The following is a 19,526-nucleotide window of genomic DNA, read 5'->3' on the forward strand; positions in this document are numbered from 1 at the left end:
AAATTTATAAACAAAAACAGGTAAATGCCTACTATTCAACAATTAGTTAGAAAAGGTAGAGTAGCTCTGGTTGATAAGAGTAAGTCACCAGCGTTGGACTCATGTCCACAGCGAAGAGGTGTATGTACACGTGTATATACTACTACCCCTAAAAAACCAAACTCAGCAATGCGTAAAGTAGCTCGTGTACGTTTAACAAACGGTAAAGAGGTCAACGCTTACATCCCTGGAGAAGGTCACAACTTACAAGAGCACTCGATCGTATTGATCCGTGGTGGTCGTGTTAAGGATTTACCAGGTGTGCGTTACCACATCATCCGTGGTGCATTAGATACTTCAGGTGTAGCAGGTCGTAACCAACGTCGTTCTAAATATGGAACTAAGCGTCCTAAACCAGGACAACCAGCGGCAGCTCCAGCAAAAGGTAAAAAGAAATAATTAAACGGAGGAAAGAAAAATGAGAAAATCAAAACCGAAAAAGAGAATCATTTTACCTGATCCAAAGTTTAACGACGTTCAGGTAACACGTTTCGTAAACAATATGATGGTAGATGGTAAAAAATCCATTGCTTACGATATTTTTTACGATGCAGTAGAATTAGTAGAACAAAAAACACAAGAAAGCGGTTTAGAAGCTTGGAAAAAAGCTTTGAACAACGTTATGCCTGCTGTTGAAGTTAAATCACGCCGTGTGGGTGGTGCCAACTTCCAAGTTCCTATGGAAGTTCGTCCAGAGCGTAAAATTGCTTTGGGTATGAAATGGTTAATTTCATACGCTCGTAAACGTGGTGAAAAAACAATGTTCGAAAAATTAGCAGGAGAAATCATTTCAGCTTCTAAAGGTGAAGGTGCTGCTGTTAAGAAGAAAGAAGATACGCACAAAATGGCGGAAGCTAACAAAGCGTTCTCACACTTCAGATTCTAATTTTGAAGACATTCAAAAAAATATGATTACACCGACCTCCGATAAACGAACACTCTTTTATCAAGGTCGGTGTACTTATTTAACATTACATTTAAACACATAAGGCCCGTAAGGCCAGCTGCTTAAAAATATTATGGCAAGAGATTTAAAATTCACTAGAAATATCGGTATCGCTGCACACATCGATGCTGGTAAAACTACAACAACTGAGCGTATCCTTTATTACTCAGGTGTAAACCATAAAATTGGTGAGGTTCACGAAGGTGCTTCAACAATGGACTGGATGGAGCAAGAGGCTGAGCGTGGTATCACGATCACTTCTGCTGCAACAACTGTATTCTGGAACTACCGTAACAACAAATACCAAGTAAACGTTATCGATACACCTGGACACGTGGATTTCACGGTTGAGGTAAACCGTTCGTTACGTGTATTGGATGGATTGGTATTCTTGTTCTCAGCAGTTGATGGTGTTGAGCCTCAATCTGAAACAAACTGGCGTTTGGCTGATGGTTACAAAGTACCTCGTATCGGTTTCGTTAACAAAATGGACCGTTCAGGAGCTGACTTCTTGAAAGTTGTAAAACAAGTAAAAGATATGTTGGGTTCTGATGCTGTAGCTTTACAATTGCCTATCGGTGCTGAAGATACGTTCACAGGTGTGGTTGACTTGATCAACAACCGTGGTATCGTTTGGAACGAGCATGATAAAGGAATGACTTTCACTGAAGTTCCAATTCCTGAGGATATGTTGGACGAGGTTGCTGAATACCGTGAGAAATTATTGGAAGCAGTAGCTGGTTATGATGAGTCTTTGATGGAGAAATTCTTCGAAGATCCAGATTCATTGACTGAGCGTGAAATCTTAAATGCATTACGTGCTGCAGTATTGGATAACTCTATCGTTCCTATGGTTTGTGGTTCATCTTTCAAAAACAAAGGTGTTCAAACCATGTTGGATCTAGTAATGGAATTATTGCCTTCACCTCTTGATGTAGAGGCTGTAAAAGGTACTAATCCTGATACTGGTGAAGAAATTGAGCGTAAACCATCTGTTAGTGAGCCTTTCGCAGCTTTAGGTTTCAAAATTGCGACTGACCCATTCGTAGGTCGTCTATGTTTCATCCGTGCTTACTCTGGTAAATTAGATGCAGGTTCTTATGTATTGAACACACGTTCAGGAAACAAAGAGCGTATCTCACGTATCTTCCAAATGCACGCCAACAAACAAAACCCTATTCCTTTTATCGAGGCAGGTGATATCGGTGCTGTTGTAGGTTTCAAAGACATCAAAACTGGTGATACACTTTGTGACGAAAAAGCGCCTATCGTATTAGAGTCTATGACGTTCCCTGAGCCAGTAATTGGTTTAGCGATTGAGCCTAAAACGCAAGCTGACGTTGATAGATTAGGTATTGGTCTTGGTAAATTGGCTGAAGAAGATCCTACATTCGTTGTTAAATCTGACGAAGAGACTGGTCAAACAGTTATCTCAGGTATGGGTGAGCTTCACTTAGAGATCTTGATCGACCGTTTGAAACGTGAATTCAAAGTTGAGGTTAACCAAGGTGCTCCTCAAGTAGCATACAAAGAGTCTATCAATGGTACTACTGAGCACCGTGAGGTATACAAAAAACAATCAGGTGGTCGTGGTAAATTCGCGGATATCAAAGTTGTTATCTCTCCTATCGATGCAGATTACGATACAACAAAATCAGCACTTCAATTCGTAAACGAAATTGTGGGTGGTGCGATTCCAAAAGAATACATCCCATCCGTTCAAAAAGGATTTGAAGCGTCATTAAATAATGGTGTATTAGCTGGTTACCCACTTTCTGGCATGAAAGTTCGTTTGATTGATGGTTCATTCCACGCGGTCGATTCAGATTCATTGTCATTCGAATTGGCAGCTAAAATGGCTTACCGTGAGGCATTACCTAAATGTTCTCCAGTATTGATGGAGCCAATCATGAAAGTTGAAGTATTGACTCCAGAAGAAAACATGGGTGATGTAATGGGTGACTTGAACCGTCGTCGTGGTCAAATGCNNTCACTTCAGGTCGTGCAACATCTACAATGGAATTTGATCACTATGCTGAAGCTCCACGTAACGTTGCTGAGGAAGTAATCGCAAAATCAAAAGGCAGAGTCAAAGGTTCTGTTGAATAATATAACACAACGATAATGGAACAAAGATAAAGGACGCTAGTCTTTTCTCTTTGTTCTTTAATCAAAAAATACACACCGATTGCTAGTTGTGAATAGCTCTAATTAGCAATCATTTTAAATAAATAAAAATGAGCCAAAGAATCAGAATTAAATTGAAATCATACGATTACAATTTGGTTGACAAGTCAGCTGAAAAAATCGTAAAAACAGTAAAACCTACAGGTGCAGTTGTTAGTGGTCCTATTCCATTGCCTACTGAGAAAAAAATCTATACGGTATTACGTTCACCACACGTTAACAAAAAAGCACGTGAGCAATTCCAATTGTGTGCTTACAAAAGATTGTTGGATATCTATTCATCAAACGCTAAAACTGTTGACGCATTGATGAAACTTGAATTGCCTTCAGGTGTTGAAGTAGAAATCAAAGTGTGATAGATTTCAGTCACTGAAAAAAGAAAGGGCCTTTCGTAAGAAAAGCCCTTTTTTATTTTTATATTTTTTTACTTAGAATTGGTAACCAACTCCTACTGAGAATACGCGGTTTTTTAGACTACCTTCGCCATTAGTGTCCTTAGCAATATTTGTTAATCCTAGACCATAACCACCATTAATCAAGAAACCGTTGGTGAACTTAAAGCCTGCCAAAACATTTAACCCTGCGTCAAAGGTTTTGTAGCCGAAATCACCAAAGCTTCCACTTTCTTTCCCGTCTACATCAAAAAAATCATCTTCAAAAGATCCCGAGATATTATCAGCTTTAACTTTAGCATGAATTCCAAATCCAGCATATGGGCCGGCCCCAAAAAAGACATTTCCAGAATTTCCTGTTGGGATAGAATATACAAAATTGACTGGTATTTCAATGTACATCAAATCTTGCTTTACACTACCCGACACTCCACTTATACCAGCAAGTTCCGCCATTTTTGTCAATGAAATTTTACTTCCTTTCCCTTGTAATGAAATTCCGGGTTGAATACTAAAACTATTTGCCAGTGGGATGTCAGCATAACCTGCCACGTAAAATGATGTTGCAGCATCAGAAGTATAAGAAAAACCCTGTGCGGATTCTTTCATTTTAGCAAAGTTAGCACCAGCTTTAATACCATAAGAAGTTTGTGCCTTTGCTCCAGCAATAAAGCATAATGCTGCTGCAATTGAGAGTAATTTTCTTTTCATAAAAAATAAATTAAATATAACACAAAAATAAGTTATATTTTTCTGATTAACAACAAGAAAATGCGGCAAAATTACTTTTGTAAATAACACACCATAGATTATTTCTACAGAATAGCTAATTTAGCTGCTAAGCTTAAAAAAAAGCTCAATAAGTGACATTAGCATAATACAATTTACGAGTGTTAACCAATACCATCTACTGATTCTACTCAATCAAATAATTCCAGTTTCCTAATACATCCGGTATCTTCCAAGACTCCGCCTTAGTTTTGTAGTTGCTAAAGTGTCCTTTATCCCATTTGGTAATATGGTATCCTTTACAAAACTTACAATAATAAGCCCTTTTGCAGGCATCTTTTCCCATCCGGTGTTTGATACGTTTGCCGTCTAATTTGTTTCTCACCCGTGATTTGAATTTAAAATGAAGCATTGCCCATTGGGCTTCAATTAAAGAAGGAAATCCAACTTTACCAGTAGCACGGCATTTCCAGGTATTATCCTTTGCTTTTTCCATAATCTATCTTTTAAAGTTTATCTCATTATATTATTCCTTTTCTATTGGTACCTGCAACATGATCCATTCTTTGATATGCTTAGCAATCTTATCAGACACCTCAAAATTATAACGTCCTTCAAACGGAAGCTTGAGCACAATACGCAACCTGCCACGCTTCAGTTGATGACAAGACTGGATCATACCAAACGGTATCGCCTTATCCCGATCTATCTTTTGTACGAATCCTTTTGTACTATTTACGACTTCCTTTAGGCTACGCTGTTCACCACAAGTAAGATTTTCGTGCATCGCAGTTTTTAAATAAAGGCTGACGATACTATTTTTAAAAGTAAAAATTCCCAAATCTTTATACAGTATCTTCTGGGACAAGATTTTGTTATTGAGCAAGAATACTTCCTGCTCCGGATCCATGGATTTGACCAGAACTAAATCTATTTCATCCATGGAATCAGGATCTCTATCTCCCGTCTCAGCTTCCAGGATTTCCCTCACCTCTTCCAGATCCGGAGATAACAGATCAATCTGCTCCTCAAGATCTGTTATCTTTAATTGCTGCTGATGGTTTACTTCGGTCAACTCAACAAGTAGCTTTTTTTGGCTTTGATAATTGGCGAGATAAAAATACACTGTATAGCACATATTCAAGACCAGAACCCCACTAAATATGACCATTAGAGGAAATAAAAGCCATTCATCCTTAGCCATTGCATCTGGACCGATAATCCAGAACAAAAATAGTGTGGGCAATACACAACAAAAAAACAGTTGTGTACCGATGCGTTTCTCCGGATCGGTCAACCAATTTTGCCTTTTGTCCAGTAGCACGATAACCAAACGTATATAGAGAAAAGTGATAGCCACCATCAGCACAAAAAATAGATAGCTAGAGATGATTGACCAGTTTGCAAGCCGATCAGCTAAAGCCCCCTGATAACCCAAATACCAGCAAACACCGCCAAAGACGAAAGACGCGATCAATAGCCAGATTACATCCGGGTAATTTACAGTCAAATCTTTATTATCTTGATATTTGTCCTGACCGATACTTTTCATATACTCCAATACTATTTTATCAAAGCTCTATCCAAACATACATGCGCATCAAGTTTGCTTGCTCTTTCTCATTCGGGTAGAGTTTACCTTATTATAAATTACTTTTCAACATACCAAGGTTCCTTCAAGCATATATGGCTAGATATTGCTTAAGGACTCTCGTTAAAAATTTCCCTATACGAAGAAATGTTTGCTATATAAATTTAGCCATTTATTTTTTAAACAATATTTCCAGTTCAAAAATCGGCTTTTTCATTCCTGCATCTAACCTAAATAATTACCCTGTTGGATGAAAATTTTCAACCTTTATTGTTTAAAATGCACCTTTCGTTGTAAAGAAATCAGCCTTCGTTGTAAAAAACAGGTCTTCGTTGAAATTAAGGCGGTATTCAGCAAAAATTTCCTATCGTTATCGGTATTTTTGAAAAGTAATAGTTCACTGATTATAAACCCATAGATCATGAGAACAACAAAAACAGTCCTCCCATTTAGCCGCAATTATATATTTATTACGATTGCTGTATTGATTACCTTATATGGGCTTTTTTGGGCGCGGACACATGACCAACGTGTATATAGCATTGGTGTACTGGTCGTGCTTATCCCCTTTTTAGAGATCCGCAACCAAGAGCGCGTGATGCAGCTTTTCTTTATCTTTTTTGCCTGTATCCAAGTTAGCAGTATAGCATTATTTGATCGCCTCCCCTATCAGCTATTGATCAGTTCCCAGCCATTTTGGACAGCTGTAAGAAAAGGCATACCGATAGCCTTCATCGTCTGTGTGCTAGCACATCTATTTTCTTGGAGAAAGATAAACCTTTTCAAACTTTATGGGATCCAATTTCCGATTATGATCCTTGCCTGTATCTGGTATATACGTATGCTGCTGATTATGGCCAATTGTCAGCATATCCCAAATGTGAAAGCTGTACGCATACCTGCCATTGTCATCCAAAAATGCCCTCCTTGTTGTGACATCCATGAATTGTGGTTTTCGTTCAAGCATGAAGGGCAAGAGCAAACGGTGTCCATAAACGTCAACCCACAGTTACATGAACAGACCAATGTGGGTGACACACTCCTGCTGCAAATGCATCCTGGGGTCTATGGCTGGCCCTGGTACCACAAAGATATCAAAAGGAGGTACAAATGATTGTAAGTCTATACCCACTGACTTTGCTTATCGAAGCTTTGGATCACTTGGAAAGCAAGGGAGCGCAGGCACGTTTACACGAGATTTCAGTGGCCTGCTCCGATAATTTTGCGCTGTCATTACAGGCCTTCCGGCAGATCAGTAATGTCGACTCCGCCAGCCAGGCTGTGCGTCTATACCATACCCAATTACTTCGTCTACACCAAAAACTCGATAGCTTCTGTAGGGATAACAATATCGGAGACCGTACGGCGTTAGTAGCGCTGGAAGACTTGCTCGAACGTATTGAATTTTTATTTAAAAGAGACATCGATCCTGCTACATCCTTACCAAGCCATTACCGCAAAAGGATGTATGCATATGTCTACATCAATATGCCCTATATCCTCGATAGTCTTGCTCAAAAAGACATACCAAAAGTTTATCTTGGTGAAATTCTTTCAGCCATGGACAGTCTATTTGAAAATGGCAAGATCCCTTATATTCAATACCGACATCAAGATTATCTGATCCAATTGGTCGAATCGCTACGGCAGTTGGCGCAAGACAAGCGCCAAGGTAAGAACTGGCATTACCGGTTTTTAGTAGTGATGGTCAATTTCAATTTTAACCACATGGGATTCTTTAACCGCTGGAAAGAGCTATACATTTCAGATCCCTCATTTATGGATGCGCTATTACTCTTTCCAAAACATTTCTCCTGCATTCCCAACTTTGCGTATGATAGCAATCGAAGGAGTTTGCTTGAGTTGATGTGCGAGTACATTCAGGCCGAAAATACGCAACCGCATTCAACATTGCATGATCATTCACAACGATTTATCCATAGCAATTTCAATGGCAAGGAGCTCAAGATCTGGATGCACATCGCTGTCAAGGCTAATATCATGCGCTCGTCTGAGAAAAAAGAAGTTGCCGAGGAGTTTTCCAAACTCATCAAAACGAGGGAGGGCACCTTACTTTCTGCCCATAGCCTGACAAGGATGGACAAAAGTGCTGAATTTCATGCAGCTGTACGTATCCGTAGAGTATTAAACACCATGCTTGCCGAGCTGAATGAACAATTTCCCGAATTAAATAAATAAAATACACAGAATTAAAAAAACTAGGGGTATGTTAGCGTTACACCCCCTCAGCACATTCGTTCTATCCATCAAAAACAGCCATTACAATCCTAAAACCAATGGTTTTACCAAGAAGCCACACCTAACCTTTTTGCCACCATATTACCCCTTCACTACATCCCACTCTTTGTTTAAACCGAATAGAGGCAGGTGAACTCTCCGAATTAGTCATTTCGTTACACCTACGCTCGCCTATTTTCCGTGGTACCTTTGATTTAAGGCGTACGAAAAAGTAGAAGCTGACGCTCAGGCAGGCCGCTGTACCTCATGGAGGGGCAGGTACGGCGCCCTGTTTTTAAAGAAGCATAGAAATAATAAAAGCCCATTCAAAAATAATTAACACGGCAATACAAATAATTAAGCCCGGGATATAAATAGTTAGGAGAGAAATACAAATAGTTAGCATAAGCTAAGCATAAATAATAAAGGTGCTAAACTAGATAGTTAAGGCTGGAAAACGAAAATAATAAATACCACAGTACAAATAATTAAAGCTATGGAAGCGAATAATACAAGTAGCATCATATATAAGATCCTTCGGTCGGTAATGATCCTTTTTTGGATCTATGTAGGTATGGACAAGATCTGGCAGCTGAGCGCGTTTCGGATTGCTCTCGAGCAGCAGCCCATAATCAGTTATCTGGCTCCAATACTCTTTTGGTTACTTCCGCTCATGGAAATCGGTGTTGGGATATTACTAGCCATACCATCAGTCGGACTGCGTGCATGGGGATGGAGAGCCTCCACCCTATTGATCATCGTTTTTACGATCTATATTGGATTAGGCGTATTAAATGTCTATGCACAGAAACCCTGTATGTGCACAAGCTTTCTGAGCCGTATTTCCTGGACTGCACATCTATTGATAAATATTGTGATTCTTGGCCTTTCTATAACGGGATGGGTGTTGCATCGCAAGGTCGCCAAATATGGCGAGCGAGTAATCACAGGCAAGACAAACATCGCATTATTTCTGATTTGCTTTATAGCAATGGGAGCCATCAGCTACAGGAATATCCATTATACAAGGTCAAAGGATGTATGGTATGCACCGGACAGTCTATATTATTATCCAGAACACAACGACGTCAGTAGGCCTATAGTAGGCAGCCTGGCATACAGATACGATCGGTACTCAGGACCGTACCGACAATTATTTACAAAAAAAAGTAGCAAGCCAACATCTTTACTAACCAATAGATGGCTTGCTGTACAGAAAGGAGGGTAGCTACATGCTAACCAAATTTTTAAACAATTATGGCTACATGATATTAGGAGGAGCCATGATTATCGGATTCTCAGCATTTAAAGGTGCTGAGGCTTATACAGGAAAAAGTTTAGCTCCTGTGACTGTTTATTTCAATGGAGATCCATTGAATGCATCTCAAGTTGCTGATGAATCACGTTGGACGACTACGCCAAATGGACATAGTTGTAATCCGACGAACAATAAAGCTTGTTCGCTTCCAGTTGACAATACCGACTTGAGCGGCTCGGCTTTAGATCCGGCAAAAATTTCAATGGATGCAATTCCTGGTGCAGCTGGCGCCGCTTCGGGTTATATACCACAAAGAATTGGAGGTTCGAGTTCGACACCTTTCAATCCGGTGAACCGAAATTAAACAGTTTATCAAAACACCAAAGCCTCCTAAGAGAGGCTTTGGTTGTTCTATTAGCGTGGATTTTGTTCAATCCCCGTCACTCGAATAATATCATCAGGCAATGGTAAAGCATAACGATTTGCGTTAGGGTGCAAAATATATTCCTTACCATCCAAAAACCTCTTTTGAACAATATTTGCTCCTTCTAGATTCAATCTTTTGATATCTATCCATCTCAGCCCCCTAAAGAGCAATTCTTTTCGCCTTTCTTTTAATATCAGCTCAAGTACATCCTTTGCAATAGTCAGCTTATAAGGAACAAAAGTTCCAGTTTTATACCGTTTAGCTAGTAGCATATTGAGATCCTTCTGTGCTTCTGCTAGCTTCCCAGCCCGTGCAAGACATTCCGCACGGATGAGATACATTTCATCTATCGCAATACCTCCAAAAGGGGATACAGTTTCCCATGCATTGGATGCCACGGCATAATTTCCTTTAAAAGCCTTATAACCGTTGACACCGGATTTAAAATAGGCTTCCTTCCTGAGATCGTTTGCATCAAAAGAAGTGTACAATACCGTATCCATTTGTGCTATCCGAATCAATGGTGTTCCGTTAGAAGTCTGTTCATAATACACCACGATCTCCTTATTGTACCGCAAAAAGGGATTTATTCCCGTCAAATCGACCTCATCGGGATTATTGAAGTCCATCAGATCATCATTGATCTGAAGCATTTTATCTGCATAATAATAAGCCGAATCATATTTCGCCATCGATAGGTAAGCCCTGGCCAATAAACCGTAAGCAGCCGCTTTTGATGGACGCATTACGTGACTACTCGTTTGCGGTAAAAATTCCGCAGCATCATGCAAATCCTTGATGAGCGCATTATAACATTCCAATACAGAGGAACGTTTTGACTTTTCGTTCATATCCGAAGAATTGCGCAGCACAATTCCTAAATCCGACGCAGCTGTTGTACTTTGGAAAGCCTTGGCATAATTCCAGAGTAAGGATAGATACTGATTGGATCTTGCAAAGAAGGCCGTCCCTTTGATCCGATCGTAGTCCGACGCATTAACAGCTGTCCGCTCGATCTTCGCCAAACGCTCCAAAACCAAATTACAGCTATAAACAGGCACATAACCCGCCGACCAGTCGTTGCTAAAGTTATACAGATTATTCCGCCAAGTATAATTTAACCTATCTATATCCGTCACTGTTGCCAAGACCGACTGCTCCAAAAAATAATCGTCTGCCGAGATCTCCCCCATGGAGCCAATCCCTCTATTCATCTTCAAAGTATTGTCCAACAATTTTTGTAGGTCTTCCAGGCTTTTGGGGATGACCAAGGCATCGTTGGATTGAATATCCAGATACTTGCTACAGGAGTTATACATTAAGAGTATGGCAATGGTAACTAGTACGATTGAAAGCCCTTTATTTATCTTTTTCATATTGATTCGATTTAATATTCCAGTTGTATTCCCAGTGAAAACTGTTTCGAGGGACGGAGTCTATAAGCAAATTCAGGATCAATCTTTTCTTTATTTGCACACCAGATCATCCCTAAATTGCTGGCATTAGCAAAAAGGCGAAAATTCACTTCCCTGGTCATGAACTTATAAAGTTTTCTCCAGCTGAGATTGATGTATTCCAGCCGCAGGTGATCCCCCTTCAAAACATTGATGCTTGTCCTAGCGTAAAAAGCATCCGCATCGGTCGATACCGGATAATTCATTGCCGGTACATTCGTTACCTTTTCATCGCCCGGTTTTTGCCAGCGCTGCTCAAAATCCGGATAAGCGATTCCACCCTGGAATAAGGTATAATAACTGGTGGTGGGTTTATTAAAATAATAACCGCCCTTGTAACTCAGATTGACCGAAAGATCAAAATCACGATACGAAAAGGTATTGATCAGGTTACCAAAATGCGTTGGCTTGGCAGAGCCGATATAGGTGATCGTCTCGTTGCCCATGGGATTCATAGATGCCGATCTAAATATTGCCGGATAATCTGAACTTGCCTCGCCGTCTAACAATCCCTGCGGCATGCCCTGATTATTCAGGCCCATCCAGGTGTACGCCGCAAGCGCATTCAGTGGGAGGCCAACGACGGGATTGATCCGATTACCTTCAGCCAGAAAATATACCAAACCTTCATTCAGATTACTATAGTAGGCCGTCGTTTTATTTTTATTGATCCCCAGTAAAAGATTACTACTCCATCGTAATATTCCGGCTGTATTTATCGAATTCAGTTTGATATCCCAGCCCGTGCCCTGCATTTCAGCCACATTCTTTACGATCGTTCCACTGATGCCCCATGTCGTATAATCGTAGGCTGTCTCCCCGTAGAGGTCTTTACCATATTTCCGATAATGGTCAATAGACCCCGATAAGCGGCCTTTTATCATGGAAAAATCGGCACCAAAATTAAGCATACCGACTTTTTCCCAACGCAGTGACGGATCGTTCAGATTTGAAATTCCCAACATGGGATACAGAGTATATGGATCTGTCCCACTCCCCGCAATCGGTTCGGGCGTCTTGCGGAGATCAACATTGCCACTGTAGCCATACGTAACCCTAAGCTTGAGCTGATCTAGCCACTTCGTTTTAAAAAACTCCTCACGGTTTATTTGCCAAGAAGCACCCATAGACCATAGCGGCGACCATTTGTCATTGGTAGTTGCTCCAAAGATATTGGCGCCATCTTTTCTAATACTTGCAGAAAGGCCGTATTTATCACGGTACAGATCAGTCCAGTTGCTGTATATAGAAACAAAACGATTTGTCGTTTTTGTAAACATCGGGGCACCGACGATATTTAGATACAGATTGTCAGGTACTGTTGGGAACGTTGTCAGGTAATCCACAGGCACTGAAGTGAGCGGCACTTCATTATAGCCATACGCGGTATTTGAACTTCCCGACAGCTGATTTTCCCGGGCCTCTGCACCGACTATACCCTGAAGACGATGCCCGCCAAAGGTTTTGTTAAAATCCAGCTGTGTCCTTGCTGTGTACGATCTACCCTGCTGCTGGTCCAGCGCACGGATAGCGCCCTTGGGTACATTATACTTGCGCTGTCCACTTACGGGATCAACAGTCATAAACTGATTGATTTTTAAGCGCGTAAAATAACTATCCTTTTCATGCAGGCCTTCATTTTCCGCACGCTGATCTTGCCATTGAAACCCAACATTGGCACTCAAAAAGTCAAATAATTGATAGCGCAGATTGGTTGTTGCAAATAACTCGTTCAGATTATTAGTGTTCCGGTCCTGTTTGTAATCCTGTAAAGGATAGTATCCCCAGTCCAGATAGCCATCTGAATAATGCTGGTCGAGGTAAGCCTTATTGTATATGCTTTCAAAAGGCGTTTCGTTCCCTGCTGCATTCTTAAAATAAAGATACGGTACGGACTTCCCCCCAATTTTAAAAGCAGAAAAATCCGGTTTTCCAGAACGGTCATGCTGCTGGGTAAAATTGACCGTTAGGTCCAATTGGAGTTTTTCCATCAGTCTATAGCTGTTGGACAGGAGCAGGTTTATTTTTCGCGACCTCTCGTCCAGATTTGTACGATCTGTCGTATAGCCTACGCCCAATCCATAAGCATTTGAGTTGCTCCCCCCATTTATATTTAATGAAAGCTGATTGGAAAAAGCCGTACCATAAAAATTTTCTGCAAAATTGCGACGACCATCCTGGCCGGCAAGCCAATCAATCGTACCCGCCGAATCTGTCGCGGTGATCAATCCGTTTTTTCTATTATTAAGCAGATTGATCACGGGAGTCATCGCATAATACGGCAGATACTGTAAAAAAGTATTATAATAACCATTATCAAACAACATGCGCTCCACGTTGATGAAATCTCTGGAAGATAGCTGATAGATCTGATTCAGATCGGGCTTTTGTTTAATGATGGAGGTATTACTCAAAGAAATCCTCGTCGCTTGAGCCGATCTGAGCCCCCCTTTTTTGGAAGTCATCACAATCACCCCATTGCCTGCTCTTGCTCCCCAGATGGCGCTTGCTGCCGCATCTTTTAATATCGAAACCGATTCAATGTTAGCTGGGTCTATATTTCCGATGGTCCCTTCGTAGATAAAACCATCCAACACCACCAGCGGATCGAGATTGCCATTTATTGTACTCAGACCCCGTACCGAAAAATTTAGCTTTTGAAGATCCGGGTTATTGATCGGCTGGTTATCAAAGCGGATACCGGCCGTCACATTATTCAGACGCTGGAGCACATTTAATCCAGTCTGCTGATTGAGCAATTCATTCGAAACAACTTCGACAGCCCCTGTGATATCACGTGCTTTTACGGTCTGATATCCTGTACTGACCAGCGCCTCATCAAGATAGTTTACCTGCCTCTCCAAAAACAAAGGTGTTTCTCGGTCAAAGAAGCTTACCGCTACCTTTTTTTCCATAAACCCCACATTGGAGAATAATAGAGAATCCTTCAGACTCTGTACCCTTATCGTAAATTTTCCATCTGAGGTACTTCGACTGAGCGTCCCCTTTCCCATCAGCCTGACCGTTACTCCCACGAGCGGCTCTTTGTTTTCACCAGAATAGACCTGACCCGAGATCAGCAAATTATCTTGCTGGGCATGAAGCAAAAAAGGCCAACACAGTATAAGGACCAATAAATAGTATATTTTCATCTCTTTAAATTTGTTTTTTAGTTGTGATGAAGCTATCAGATTTATTCATTCTCCGGTGTGATTGAATAAATCATGATGGTTTCATAACAATACTTTGGGATTAATAAATACGGCTGATGTAGGGATATTCTTTTTCCTGCTGCTGCATGGTCAATCGGATGCCCTTGGCGTCCAAAAAAGTTAACTTCTCTGCTATAGACATCCGCTCAAAACCCGCTGGCATCCTGATATCGATCTGCATGGCATTGGGCTGGTTAAAGGTGACGGGAAGGTCTACATAGCGGTGTAATAGGCTGAGCAAGGTAACCAGAGGAAAGTTCTGAAAGTAAATTGGCCCTTCTTCGGGGTTTACATTGACCTGCTGCATACCCCCTTTGGATTTCAAACATGAAATATTGTCCAAAATTTCGACTTTGTAGCAGGATACCTGGCCGCGCTTCCTTTCAATAGTGAAGTGGAAGTAATCTTTAAACGACTGCTGAAAATAGCGCTCAGCCCTGCCAGGTGAGATTGTATCCGCCACAAAGAGTTGATAGCTGTATTGATACTGGCGACGCGAACCGCCCAGCAGCATTTGTTGGATCTTATCCTTCAATCCATCTTCAAACACATAGTCAGTACTTTCAAAACCTTTTAATTCATTTTTAAAAGCAGTTGGTAGCATAAAATTTAAGGCTGCATTAACCATTTGGTAGTTGGACTTGCCGTCCTTATAGGCGACATTCGGATAAGTTGGTAGATAATCGGGTAAATAGCCAGTTATAGCAGATAGAAATTTAACACCTGTGGTATCAAAGATCGGTGGTGTTTCCATTACAGTATCTTTATTGCGAAATGTACCCCTCAGCTGTAAATTTGCATGTTTATTTTGGAGAATGGTTTCAATGTTTTTTATACCTACTTCATCGGGTAAAGTATTGCCCAGAAAGATTCCCTCCTGATTGATCCAGGTTATATTGGGTATGGTATTATGCGAAAAAAGATTGGTCAGTAAAGTATCATCCAATAAGGTCAACAGTTTGATTTCAAAATTGTACTTTTTCTTGTAGCGATCTAAGACAAGCTTAATCCGAAGGGGAGTTTCCTTGTTTCTTTTGCTATTCACCAATAATATTGTTAGTTCCTGTGGATACCGCTTTTGGATTTCCTCCATGTGTGGAATATTTTCGATACAGCTCGGGCAGCCCGTTGACCAAAAATCCAACAGGATCAGCTTACCTTTCAGATCGGAAAACCTGATCGTTTTCTTTTTACCATTAAAATAGTTCAGTTCGAGCGACTGATTCCAAACCGCATCAGGGATCTTATCTCCCGGCTTTAGTGCGGTAAGATCAGATAGCCCATCGGCCCCGCTGTCCTTGCGGGGCGTCTGAGCCGATAAACTAAACATAGAAACCATCAGAGCTAATACCATAAGAGCTCTGATGCTCTTTAATGCCTTAAAAGAAAAATTAGATGATCGAAAAACTAAAGCCAAGCATGTCAGCGACATGCGAAAAGTATTTTTATAATCGGACAAATAAGCAAAGCATTTTAAAGCCCTCTGAGCCTTTGAAATATCAACAACAACAAAAGAGTCGATAGCAGAGGCAACGCGCTCATAAAACGTCTTAAAAGCATCAAATTCAAAACAACTTCCCTCTCTTCCATTATCCAATCCGGCATGCTCCCCTTTTGCAGGTTGTGCTGTCGCACTATCAGACTTATACCCAAGATCCACCAGTGAGCTACTGACAGCTCGTACTTGTTTAGTACCTCTTTGGTATATATCCGGTAGCTCTTTAGTACATTCCCAGTACCTTTTTGGTACCCTTTCGGTACACTCCCGGTAGCTTAACGGTGAACTAACGGTACCTTTCGTGCCAAGGAATAGACCATTTAAGTACCTACCAATTCCTGACCAACTTCTGCCTTTCCCCCAGCGTTGCTCGGAGTTTCTTCGGGTGGGCTTCGAGTCACCCTCGGGAAAAATCAAAGGAAAATTCGAGGAAGACTGATGGCCCATTGCATGAAAGGCAGAAGTTGGAGCGAAGTTGGTCAGGCAAAAGTCAGAAGAAGATGGTCTTTCGGCTCCCCTTCGAGTGCTCTTCGGCAACGCTTCGGGACCTCTTCGGGGCTTGTTCGAGACATGTTCGGCTACGCTTCGGCTCGGCTTCGAGTCCGCTTCGACTGCGCTTCGGGAACGTCCCGAAGAACAGCCGAAGAGCAGCCGAAGCACTCCCGAAGAAGGGCCGACGCAGGTACGGAGCAGGTCCGAAGGACAGCCGAACAAAGCCCGAAGACCGCTCGAAGAAATCTCCTGCTTAGTTATTTTTTGATCGCTGCTCTGCAAACGTTTTTGTAGCACTGGACAAATACCTTTATAGTACATTTTTCCATTGTCAATTTTCCTACGCAACGATTGCGTAAATAGTGCTATATCTGTGCTTAAGTAGTGCTTAACGCATACTTGAAATATGTGGGTAAAATACAGTTGAAAACTGGCTAGTAACTCAGGTAATTGAACCCTGATTTTTTTTGATTTAATTTCTGGTGAGCCGGAGGAATCTTTTCCTTTAGACAGTTCTCTCCCACCCTTGTAAAAATTGGTCATTTTTAAAAGGTTTTAATGGCTGCGGCCTAAAGGAAAGAATTCAGATATCGATATAAACGAATGTATCCAAAGCTCCTAAACCTAGCTTAGGCCACAATAAAAAATAATGGTTAATAGCTAAATCTAAGAGCGTTGGAATGGTGTTTTCAAAGGTATATAATAGGGTCGCTACGCTCTTCAAGATTATGGGAAAGTCATTATATGACTTTACAGACAGAGCTACTCTGCTGGCTTGATTTTGTTTTTGATAATTTGTTTTTTCATAACTCGTTATAGTTACGAGTCTCATTGAAGAAAGGAACTATAGCAAGGCCCTATGCTATCGTCGTGCAGGCTTCCGAGGGCCATAGGACCGATAAACAATAGGGCCCATAATGCTATAGTGTGCATCAAAAATACACAAAATATCATTACGGACATTGAAAACCTATTGCCTCGTCCTGAACAAAACTCGGAATTTGCACGAGAGACTCTTGTATTCAATACCTATAATCAAACATTTATTTGATTATCAATATTCAAATCTACACAAATTAATTATTAAAAAGAAATTAATTGCGGATTATTAATTGATTTAGATCATTTGTTTGTAGTTATGAAAGCTTACAATGCTAAAATAACGACTGAAAACATTAAGAATCATTTTGAAAAAAGTGGATTAACTATCGAGGTATTTGCAAACATATTAGAAGTTTCAAAAAGATGGCTTGAATACATTTTAGCTGGAGAAAAGAATTATGAACTTGCTCCTTATACAATTCAAAAAGCATGTGATTTTTTTATTGCCGATTTTAGAAAATTTACCACCGAGCTACAAACTGTTCCAGAAGATTTTCGTGAATTTTTAAAAAAGAAACATTCTAGAAACAGTGAATACAATAAAATACTATCAGACGCCCCATCTGTTCCTTTTATTATAGATGAAATTTTGGCAAAAGATGATGAGTTCATTAGTAGTAATGGGTTAGAATTGAAATTTGTCAAACAAATCATATGGAAATATTATCCTGGGCTGAAACTTACCAATCTATCAAGTGATCTACAAAAATCTAGTTTCATTAAACACAGACTACACCCACATAAGAAAAAGAAAACAAATATTTATCAAGCTAAGAAGTAAGCAAACAACGACAATCATTCTATGTATGAAAAGAAAGCTTTCACGATAGATGACCAAATTCAACAATTAAAAGATCGCGGATTATTTATCTCATATCAGTTACTATAGACTAGCTGGTTACTGCTGGCCAATGCAGGAAGATAAAACTGCTCACAAGCCCAAAACCAAATGCAAACCTACTCCTTCGCTTCATTCTCAATAATTTTCTTCTCAATTGGATTTAAAGTCTCAAATAAGTCTTTGTAGACCTCATCCTTGCTATCCTCCTCCCCTAATAAAAATCCCCAAGGTTTCAGCTCTTTAATGCGATCCATCACAATCTTGACTATCGCCAAAATAGGGATTGCCAAAAACATTCCCGAAATACCCCAGACCATCTCACCGATAATAATGGACAGCATGGCAAAAAGGGAGTTGACCTTTACCTTTGATCCGACGATTTTCGGAACAATAAAATTACTGTCAATCATGTGTACAATAATCAATGCTAAGATCACTAATACCACATGTGTCAACGATGAGGTAGCAAAGGTAAGAATGGAAATAATCAGCATCGATGAGAAAATACCCACATAAGGCAGCACATTGAATACGCCTGTGATTAAAGCCAAGAGTAGACTGTACTTCACACCAATTAAGGAGAGGCAAATAAAAACCAAAAGCGAAACCAAACTCATTTGGATCAACAAACCGATCAGATACTTTTTGACAACATATTGAATTTGCCTAACAACATCCACAACAATAGGTCGATCTTCAACACGGTTAACAAACAAAAGAAACTTCACTATATGACCTCTATAAATCAGTAGAAAGAAGGTATAAAGAAATGTGAAAACAAATAAAATAAACAGGGAGGAAAGTGAAACCAACGCCGTCCCTAAAAACAGCGTACCTGAATCAACCGACTTTGAAGCTGTTTTATTGATAAATTCCATTTGCTCTTTGTGCTGTATTCCAAACTGTTGACTGACCCAGCTTTGCAATTTACCTGCGCCGTCCATAATCTGCTCTTTAAATGCTGGGAAATCTTCTTTGAGCAATGTAAGCTGTGAAGCCAGAAGAAATAAGCCGTAACCTAACACGCCAAAAAAGAGAATCACACTGAGTATTCCGGCCAATGTTCTTGGAAAATGCAACTTACGTTCCATAAAATTGCTCAGTGGAATCAAAAGCAGAGAGAACAGTAAGCCTAAAATCATCGGGATAAGTATGGTATCACCAATCTTAGCCAGATATCCCAATAGCAGGATACTGATTAATACACAGGCTAACTTGACATAGAATGGTAAAGAGAGGAATCTTTTCATTGAATATTCTTTTGAATAAAAATAACAATTTCGGTTGACTTAAGTTGAGGGAAATAAAAAAGTCCCTACTAATGCAGGGACTCTTTCCTC

The 19,526-nt window shown here is 40.3% G+C and carries 15 protein-coding genes and 1 pseudogene; 9 read left to right on the forward strand and 7 right to left on the reverse strand.

The features are described from left to right. The first annotated feature begins 24 nt into the window (after window positions 1-24). The 4 genes and pseudogenes from rpsL to rpsJ all read left to right on the forward strand — a co-directional run bounded on the left by rpsL (window position 25) and on the right by rpsJ (window position 3,528). Complete coding sequence (gene rpsL / locus B4G94_RS07030) at window positions 25-438, forward strand: 30S ribosomal protein S12 (RefSeq protein WP_108636809.1); 414 nt, start codon at window positions 25-27, stop codon at window positions 436-438. Window positions 439-457: 19 nt separating this feature from the next. Further along, the gene (gene rpsG / locus B4G94_RS07035) at window positions 458-925 is read left to right on the forward strand and encodes a 30S ribosomal protein S7 (RefSeq protein WP_077437603.1); all 468 of its coding nucleotides are present in this window, start codon (window positions 458-460) and stop codon (window positions 923-925) included. A gap of 133 nt (window positions 926-1,058) precedes the next feature. Beyond that, window positions 1,059-3,094 (forward strand): annotated as a pseudogene (gene fusA, locus B4G94_RS07040) (elongation factor G). A gap of 128 nt (window positions 3,095-3,222) precedes the next feature. Beyond that, on the forward strand, window positions 3,223-3,528 hold the full coding sequence (rpsJ, locus tag B4G94_RS07045) for a 30S ribosomal protein S10 (protein ID WP_028070501.1): 306 nt from the start codon (window positions 3,223-3,225) through the stop codon (window positions 3,526-3,528). A gap of 72 nt (window positions 3,529-3,600) precedes the next feature. Here rpsJ and B4G94_RS07050 read toward each other — a convergent pair whose 3' ends face one another. The 3 genes from B4G94_RS07050 to B4G94_RS07060 all read right to left on the reverse strand — a co-directional run bounded on the left by B4G94_RS07050 (window position 3,601) and on the right by B4G94_RS07060 (window position 5,845). Then, window positions 3,601-4,275, reverse strand: coding sequence for a porin family protein (locus B4G94_RS07050; RefSeq protein ID WP_286857955.1), 675 nt, complete (start codon window positions 4,273-4,275; stop codon window positions 3,601-3,603). 205 nt (window positions 4,276-4,480) lie between these two features. After that, window positions 4,481-4,789: a hypothetical protein gene (locus B4G94_RS07055; protein ID WP_286857956.1), complete on the reverse strand. Its 309-nt coding sequence runs from the start codon at window positions 4,787-4,789 to the stop codon at window positions 4,481-4,483. 30 nt (window positions 4,790-4,819) lie between these two features. Then, window positions 4,820-5,845, reverse strand: a complete 1,026-nt coding sequence (locus B4G94_RS07060; RefSeq protein ID WP_286857957.1) for a hypothetical protein — start codon at window positions 5,843-5,845, stop codon at window positions 4,820-4,822. 460 nt (window positions 5,846-6,305) lie between these two features. On the opposite strand from B4G94_RS07060, the gene B4G94_RS07065 reads away from it, so the two are divergent. From B4G94_RS07065 to B4G94_RS07080, 4 genes are all read left to right on the forward strand, one after another. Next, complete coding sequence (locus tag B4G94_RS07065; RefSeq protein ID WP_286857958.1) at window positions 6,306-6,998, forward strand: hypothetical protein; 693 nt, start codon at window positions 6,306-6,308, stop codon at window positions 6,996-6,998. Next, window positions 6,995-8,083, forward strand: coding sequence for a hypothetical protein (locus tag B4G94_RS07070; RefSeq protein ID WP_286857960.1), 1,089 nt, complete (start codon window positions 6,995-6,997; stop codon window positions 8,081-8,083). Before B4G94_RS07065 ends, B4G94_RS07070 begins: the two co-directional genes overlap by 4 nt. Before the next feature lie 535 nt (window positions 8,084-8,618). After that, a complete protein-coding gene (locus B4G94_RS07075; RefSeq protein WP_286857961.1) occupies window positions 8,619-9,350 on the forward strand; it encodes a MauE/DoxX family redox-associated membrane protein in 732 nt (243 codons plus the stop codon). Between the two features lie 37 nt (window positions 9,351-9,387). After that, window positions 9,388-9,744: a hypothetical protein gene (locus tag B4G94_RS07080; RefSeq protein ID WP_286857963.1), complete on the forward strand. Its 357-nt coding sequence runs from the start codon at window positions 9,388-9,390 to the stop codon at window positions 9,742-9,744. A 50-nt stretch (window positions 9,745-9,794) separates the two neighbouring features. On the opposite strand, the gene B4G94_RS07085 is transcribed toward B4G94_RS07080, so the two are convergent. The 3 genes from B4G94_RS07085 to B4G94_RS07095 all read right to left on the reverse strand — a co-directional run bounded on the left by B4G94_RS07085 (window position 9,795) and on the right by B4G94_RS07095 (window position 17,006). Further along, window positions 9,795-11,183, reverse strand: coding sequence for a RagB/SusD family nutrient uptake outer membrane protein (locus B4G94_RS07085; protein ID WP_286857965.1), 1,389 nt, complete (start codon window positions 11,181-11,183; stop codon window positions 9,795-9,797). Between the two features lie 11 nt (window positions 11,184-11,194). Then, window positions 11,195-14,413 carry a SusC/RagA family TonB-linked outer membrane protein gene (locus B4G94_RS07090; RefSeq protein WP_286857967.1) on the reverse strand — a complete coding sequence of 1,073 codons (3,219 nt, stop codon included), beginning with the start codon at window positions 14,411-14,413 and terminating at the stop codon, window positions 11,195-11,197. Window positions 14,414-14,513: 100 nt separating this feature from the next. Beyond that, window positions 14,514-17,006 carry a TlpA family protein disulfide reductase gene (locus B4G94_RS07095; protein WP_286857969.1) on the reverse strand — a complete coding sequence of 831 codons (2,493 nt, stop codon included), beginning with the start codon at window positions 17,004-17,006 and terminating at the stop codon, window positions 14,514-14,516. 595 nt (window positions 17,007-17,601) lie between these two features. Here B4G94_RS07095 and B4G94_RS07100 point away from each other — a divergent pair. Beyond that, the gene (locus B4G94_RS07100; protein WP_108636784.1) at window positions 17,602-18,126 is read left to right on the forward strand and encodes a hypothetical protein; all 525 of its coding nucleotides are present in this window, start codon (window positions 17,602-17,604) and stop codon (window positions 18,124-18,126) included. Window positions 18,127-18,302: 176 nt separating this feature from the next. On the opposite strand, the gene B4G94_RS07105 is transcribed toward B4G94_RS07100, so the two are convergent. Further along, window positions 18,303-19,436 carry an AI-2E family transporter gene (locus B4G94_RS07105; protein WP_286857970.1) on the reverse strand — a complete coding sequence of 378 codons (1,134 nt, stop codon included), beginning with the start codon at window positions 19,434-19,436 and terminating at the stop codon, window positions 18,303-18,305. Window positions 19,437-19,526: the final 90 nt, after the last annotated feature.

It is taken from the genome of Sphingobacterium sp. UBA7625 (genome assembly GCF_002484085.1).
Taxonomy (GTDB): domain Bacteria; phylum Bacteroidota; class Bacteroidia; order Sphingobacteriales; family Sphingobacteriaceae; genus Sphingobacterium; species Sphingobacterium athyrii.

Excerpts from the sequence above, each read along its gene's own strand:
- rpsL (WP_108636809.1), top strand. The coding sequence starts at position 25 with ATGCCTACTATTCAACAATTAGTTAGAAAAGGTAGAGTAGCTCTGGTT.
- rpsG (WP_077437603.1), top strand. The coding sequence starts at position 458 with ATGAGAAAATCAAAACCGAAAAAGAGAATCATTTTACCTGATCCAAAG.
- rpsJ (WP_028070501.1), top strand. The coding sequence starts at position 3,223 with ATGAGCCAAAGAATCAGAATTAAATTGAAATCATACGATTACAATTTG.
- B4G94_RS07050 (WP_286857955.1), bottom strand. The coding sequence starts at position 4,275 with ATGAAAAGAAAATTACTCTCAATTGCAGCAGCATTATGCTTTATTGCT.
- B4G94_RS07055 (WP_286857956.1), bottom strand. The coding sequence starts at position 4,789 with ATGGAAAAAGCAAAGGATAATACCTGGAAATGCCGTGCTACTGGTAAA.
- B4G94_RS07060 (WP_286857957.1), bottom strand. The coding sequence starts at position 5,845 with ATGAAAAGTATCGGTCAGGACAAATATCAAGATAATAAAGATTTGACT.
- B4G94_RS07065 (WP_286857958.1), top strand. The coding sequence starts at position 6,306 with ATGAGAACAACAAAAACAGTCCTCCCATTTAGCCGCAATTATATATTT.
- B4G94_RS07070 (WP_286857960.1), top strand. The coding sequence starts at position 6,995 with ATGATTGTAAGTCTATACCCACTGACTTTGCTTATCGAAGCTTTGGAT.
- B4G94_RS07075 (WP_286857961.1), top strand. The coding sequence starts at position 8,619 with ATGGAAGCGAATAATACAAGTAGCATCATATATAAGATCCTTCGGTCG.
- B4G94_RS07080 (WP_286857963.1), top strand. The coding sequence starts at position 9,388 with ATGATATTAGGAGGAGCCATGATTATCGGATTCTCAGCATTTAAAGGT.
- B4G94_RS07085 (WP_286857965.1), bottom strand. The coding sequence starts at position 11,183 with ATGAAAAAGATAAATAAAGGGCTTTCAATCGTACTAGTTACCATTGCC.
- B4G94_RS07090 (WP_286857967.1), bottom strand. The coding sequence starts at position 14,413 with ATGAAAATATACTATTTATTGGTCCTTATACTGTGTTGGCCTTTTTTG.
- B4G94_RS07095 (WP_286857969.1), bottom strand. The coding sequence starts at position 17,006 with ATGACCAATTTTTACAAGGGTGGGAGAGAACTGTCTAAAGGAAAAGAT.
- B4G94_RS07100 (WP_108636784.1), top strand. The coding sequence starts at position 17,602 with ATGAAAGCTTACAATGCTAAAATAACGACTGAAAACATTAAGAATCAT.
- B4G94_RS07105 (WP_286857970.1), bottom strand. The coding sequence starts at position 19,436 with ATGAAAAGATTCCTCTCTTTACCATTCTATGTCAAGTTAGCCTGTGTA.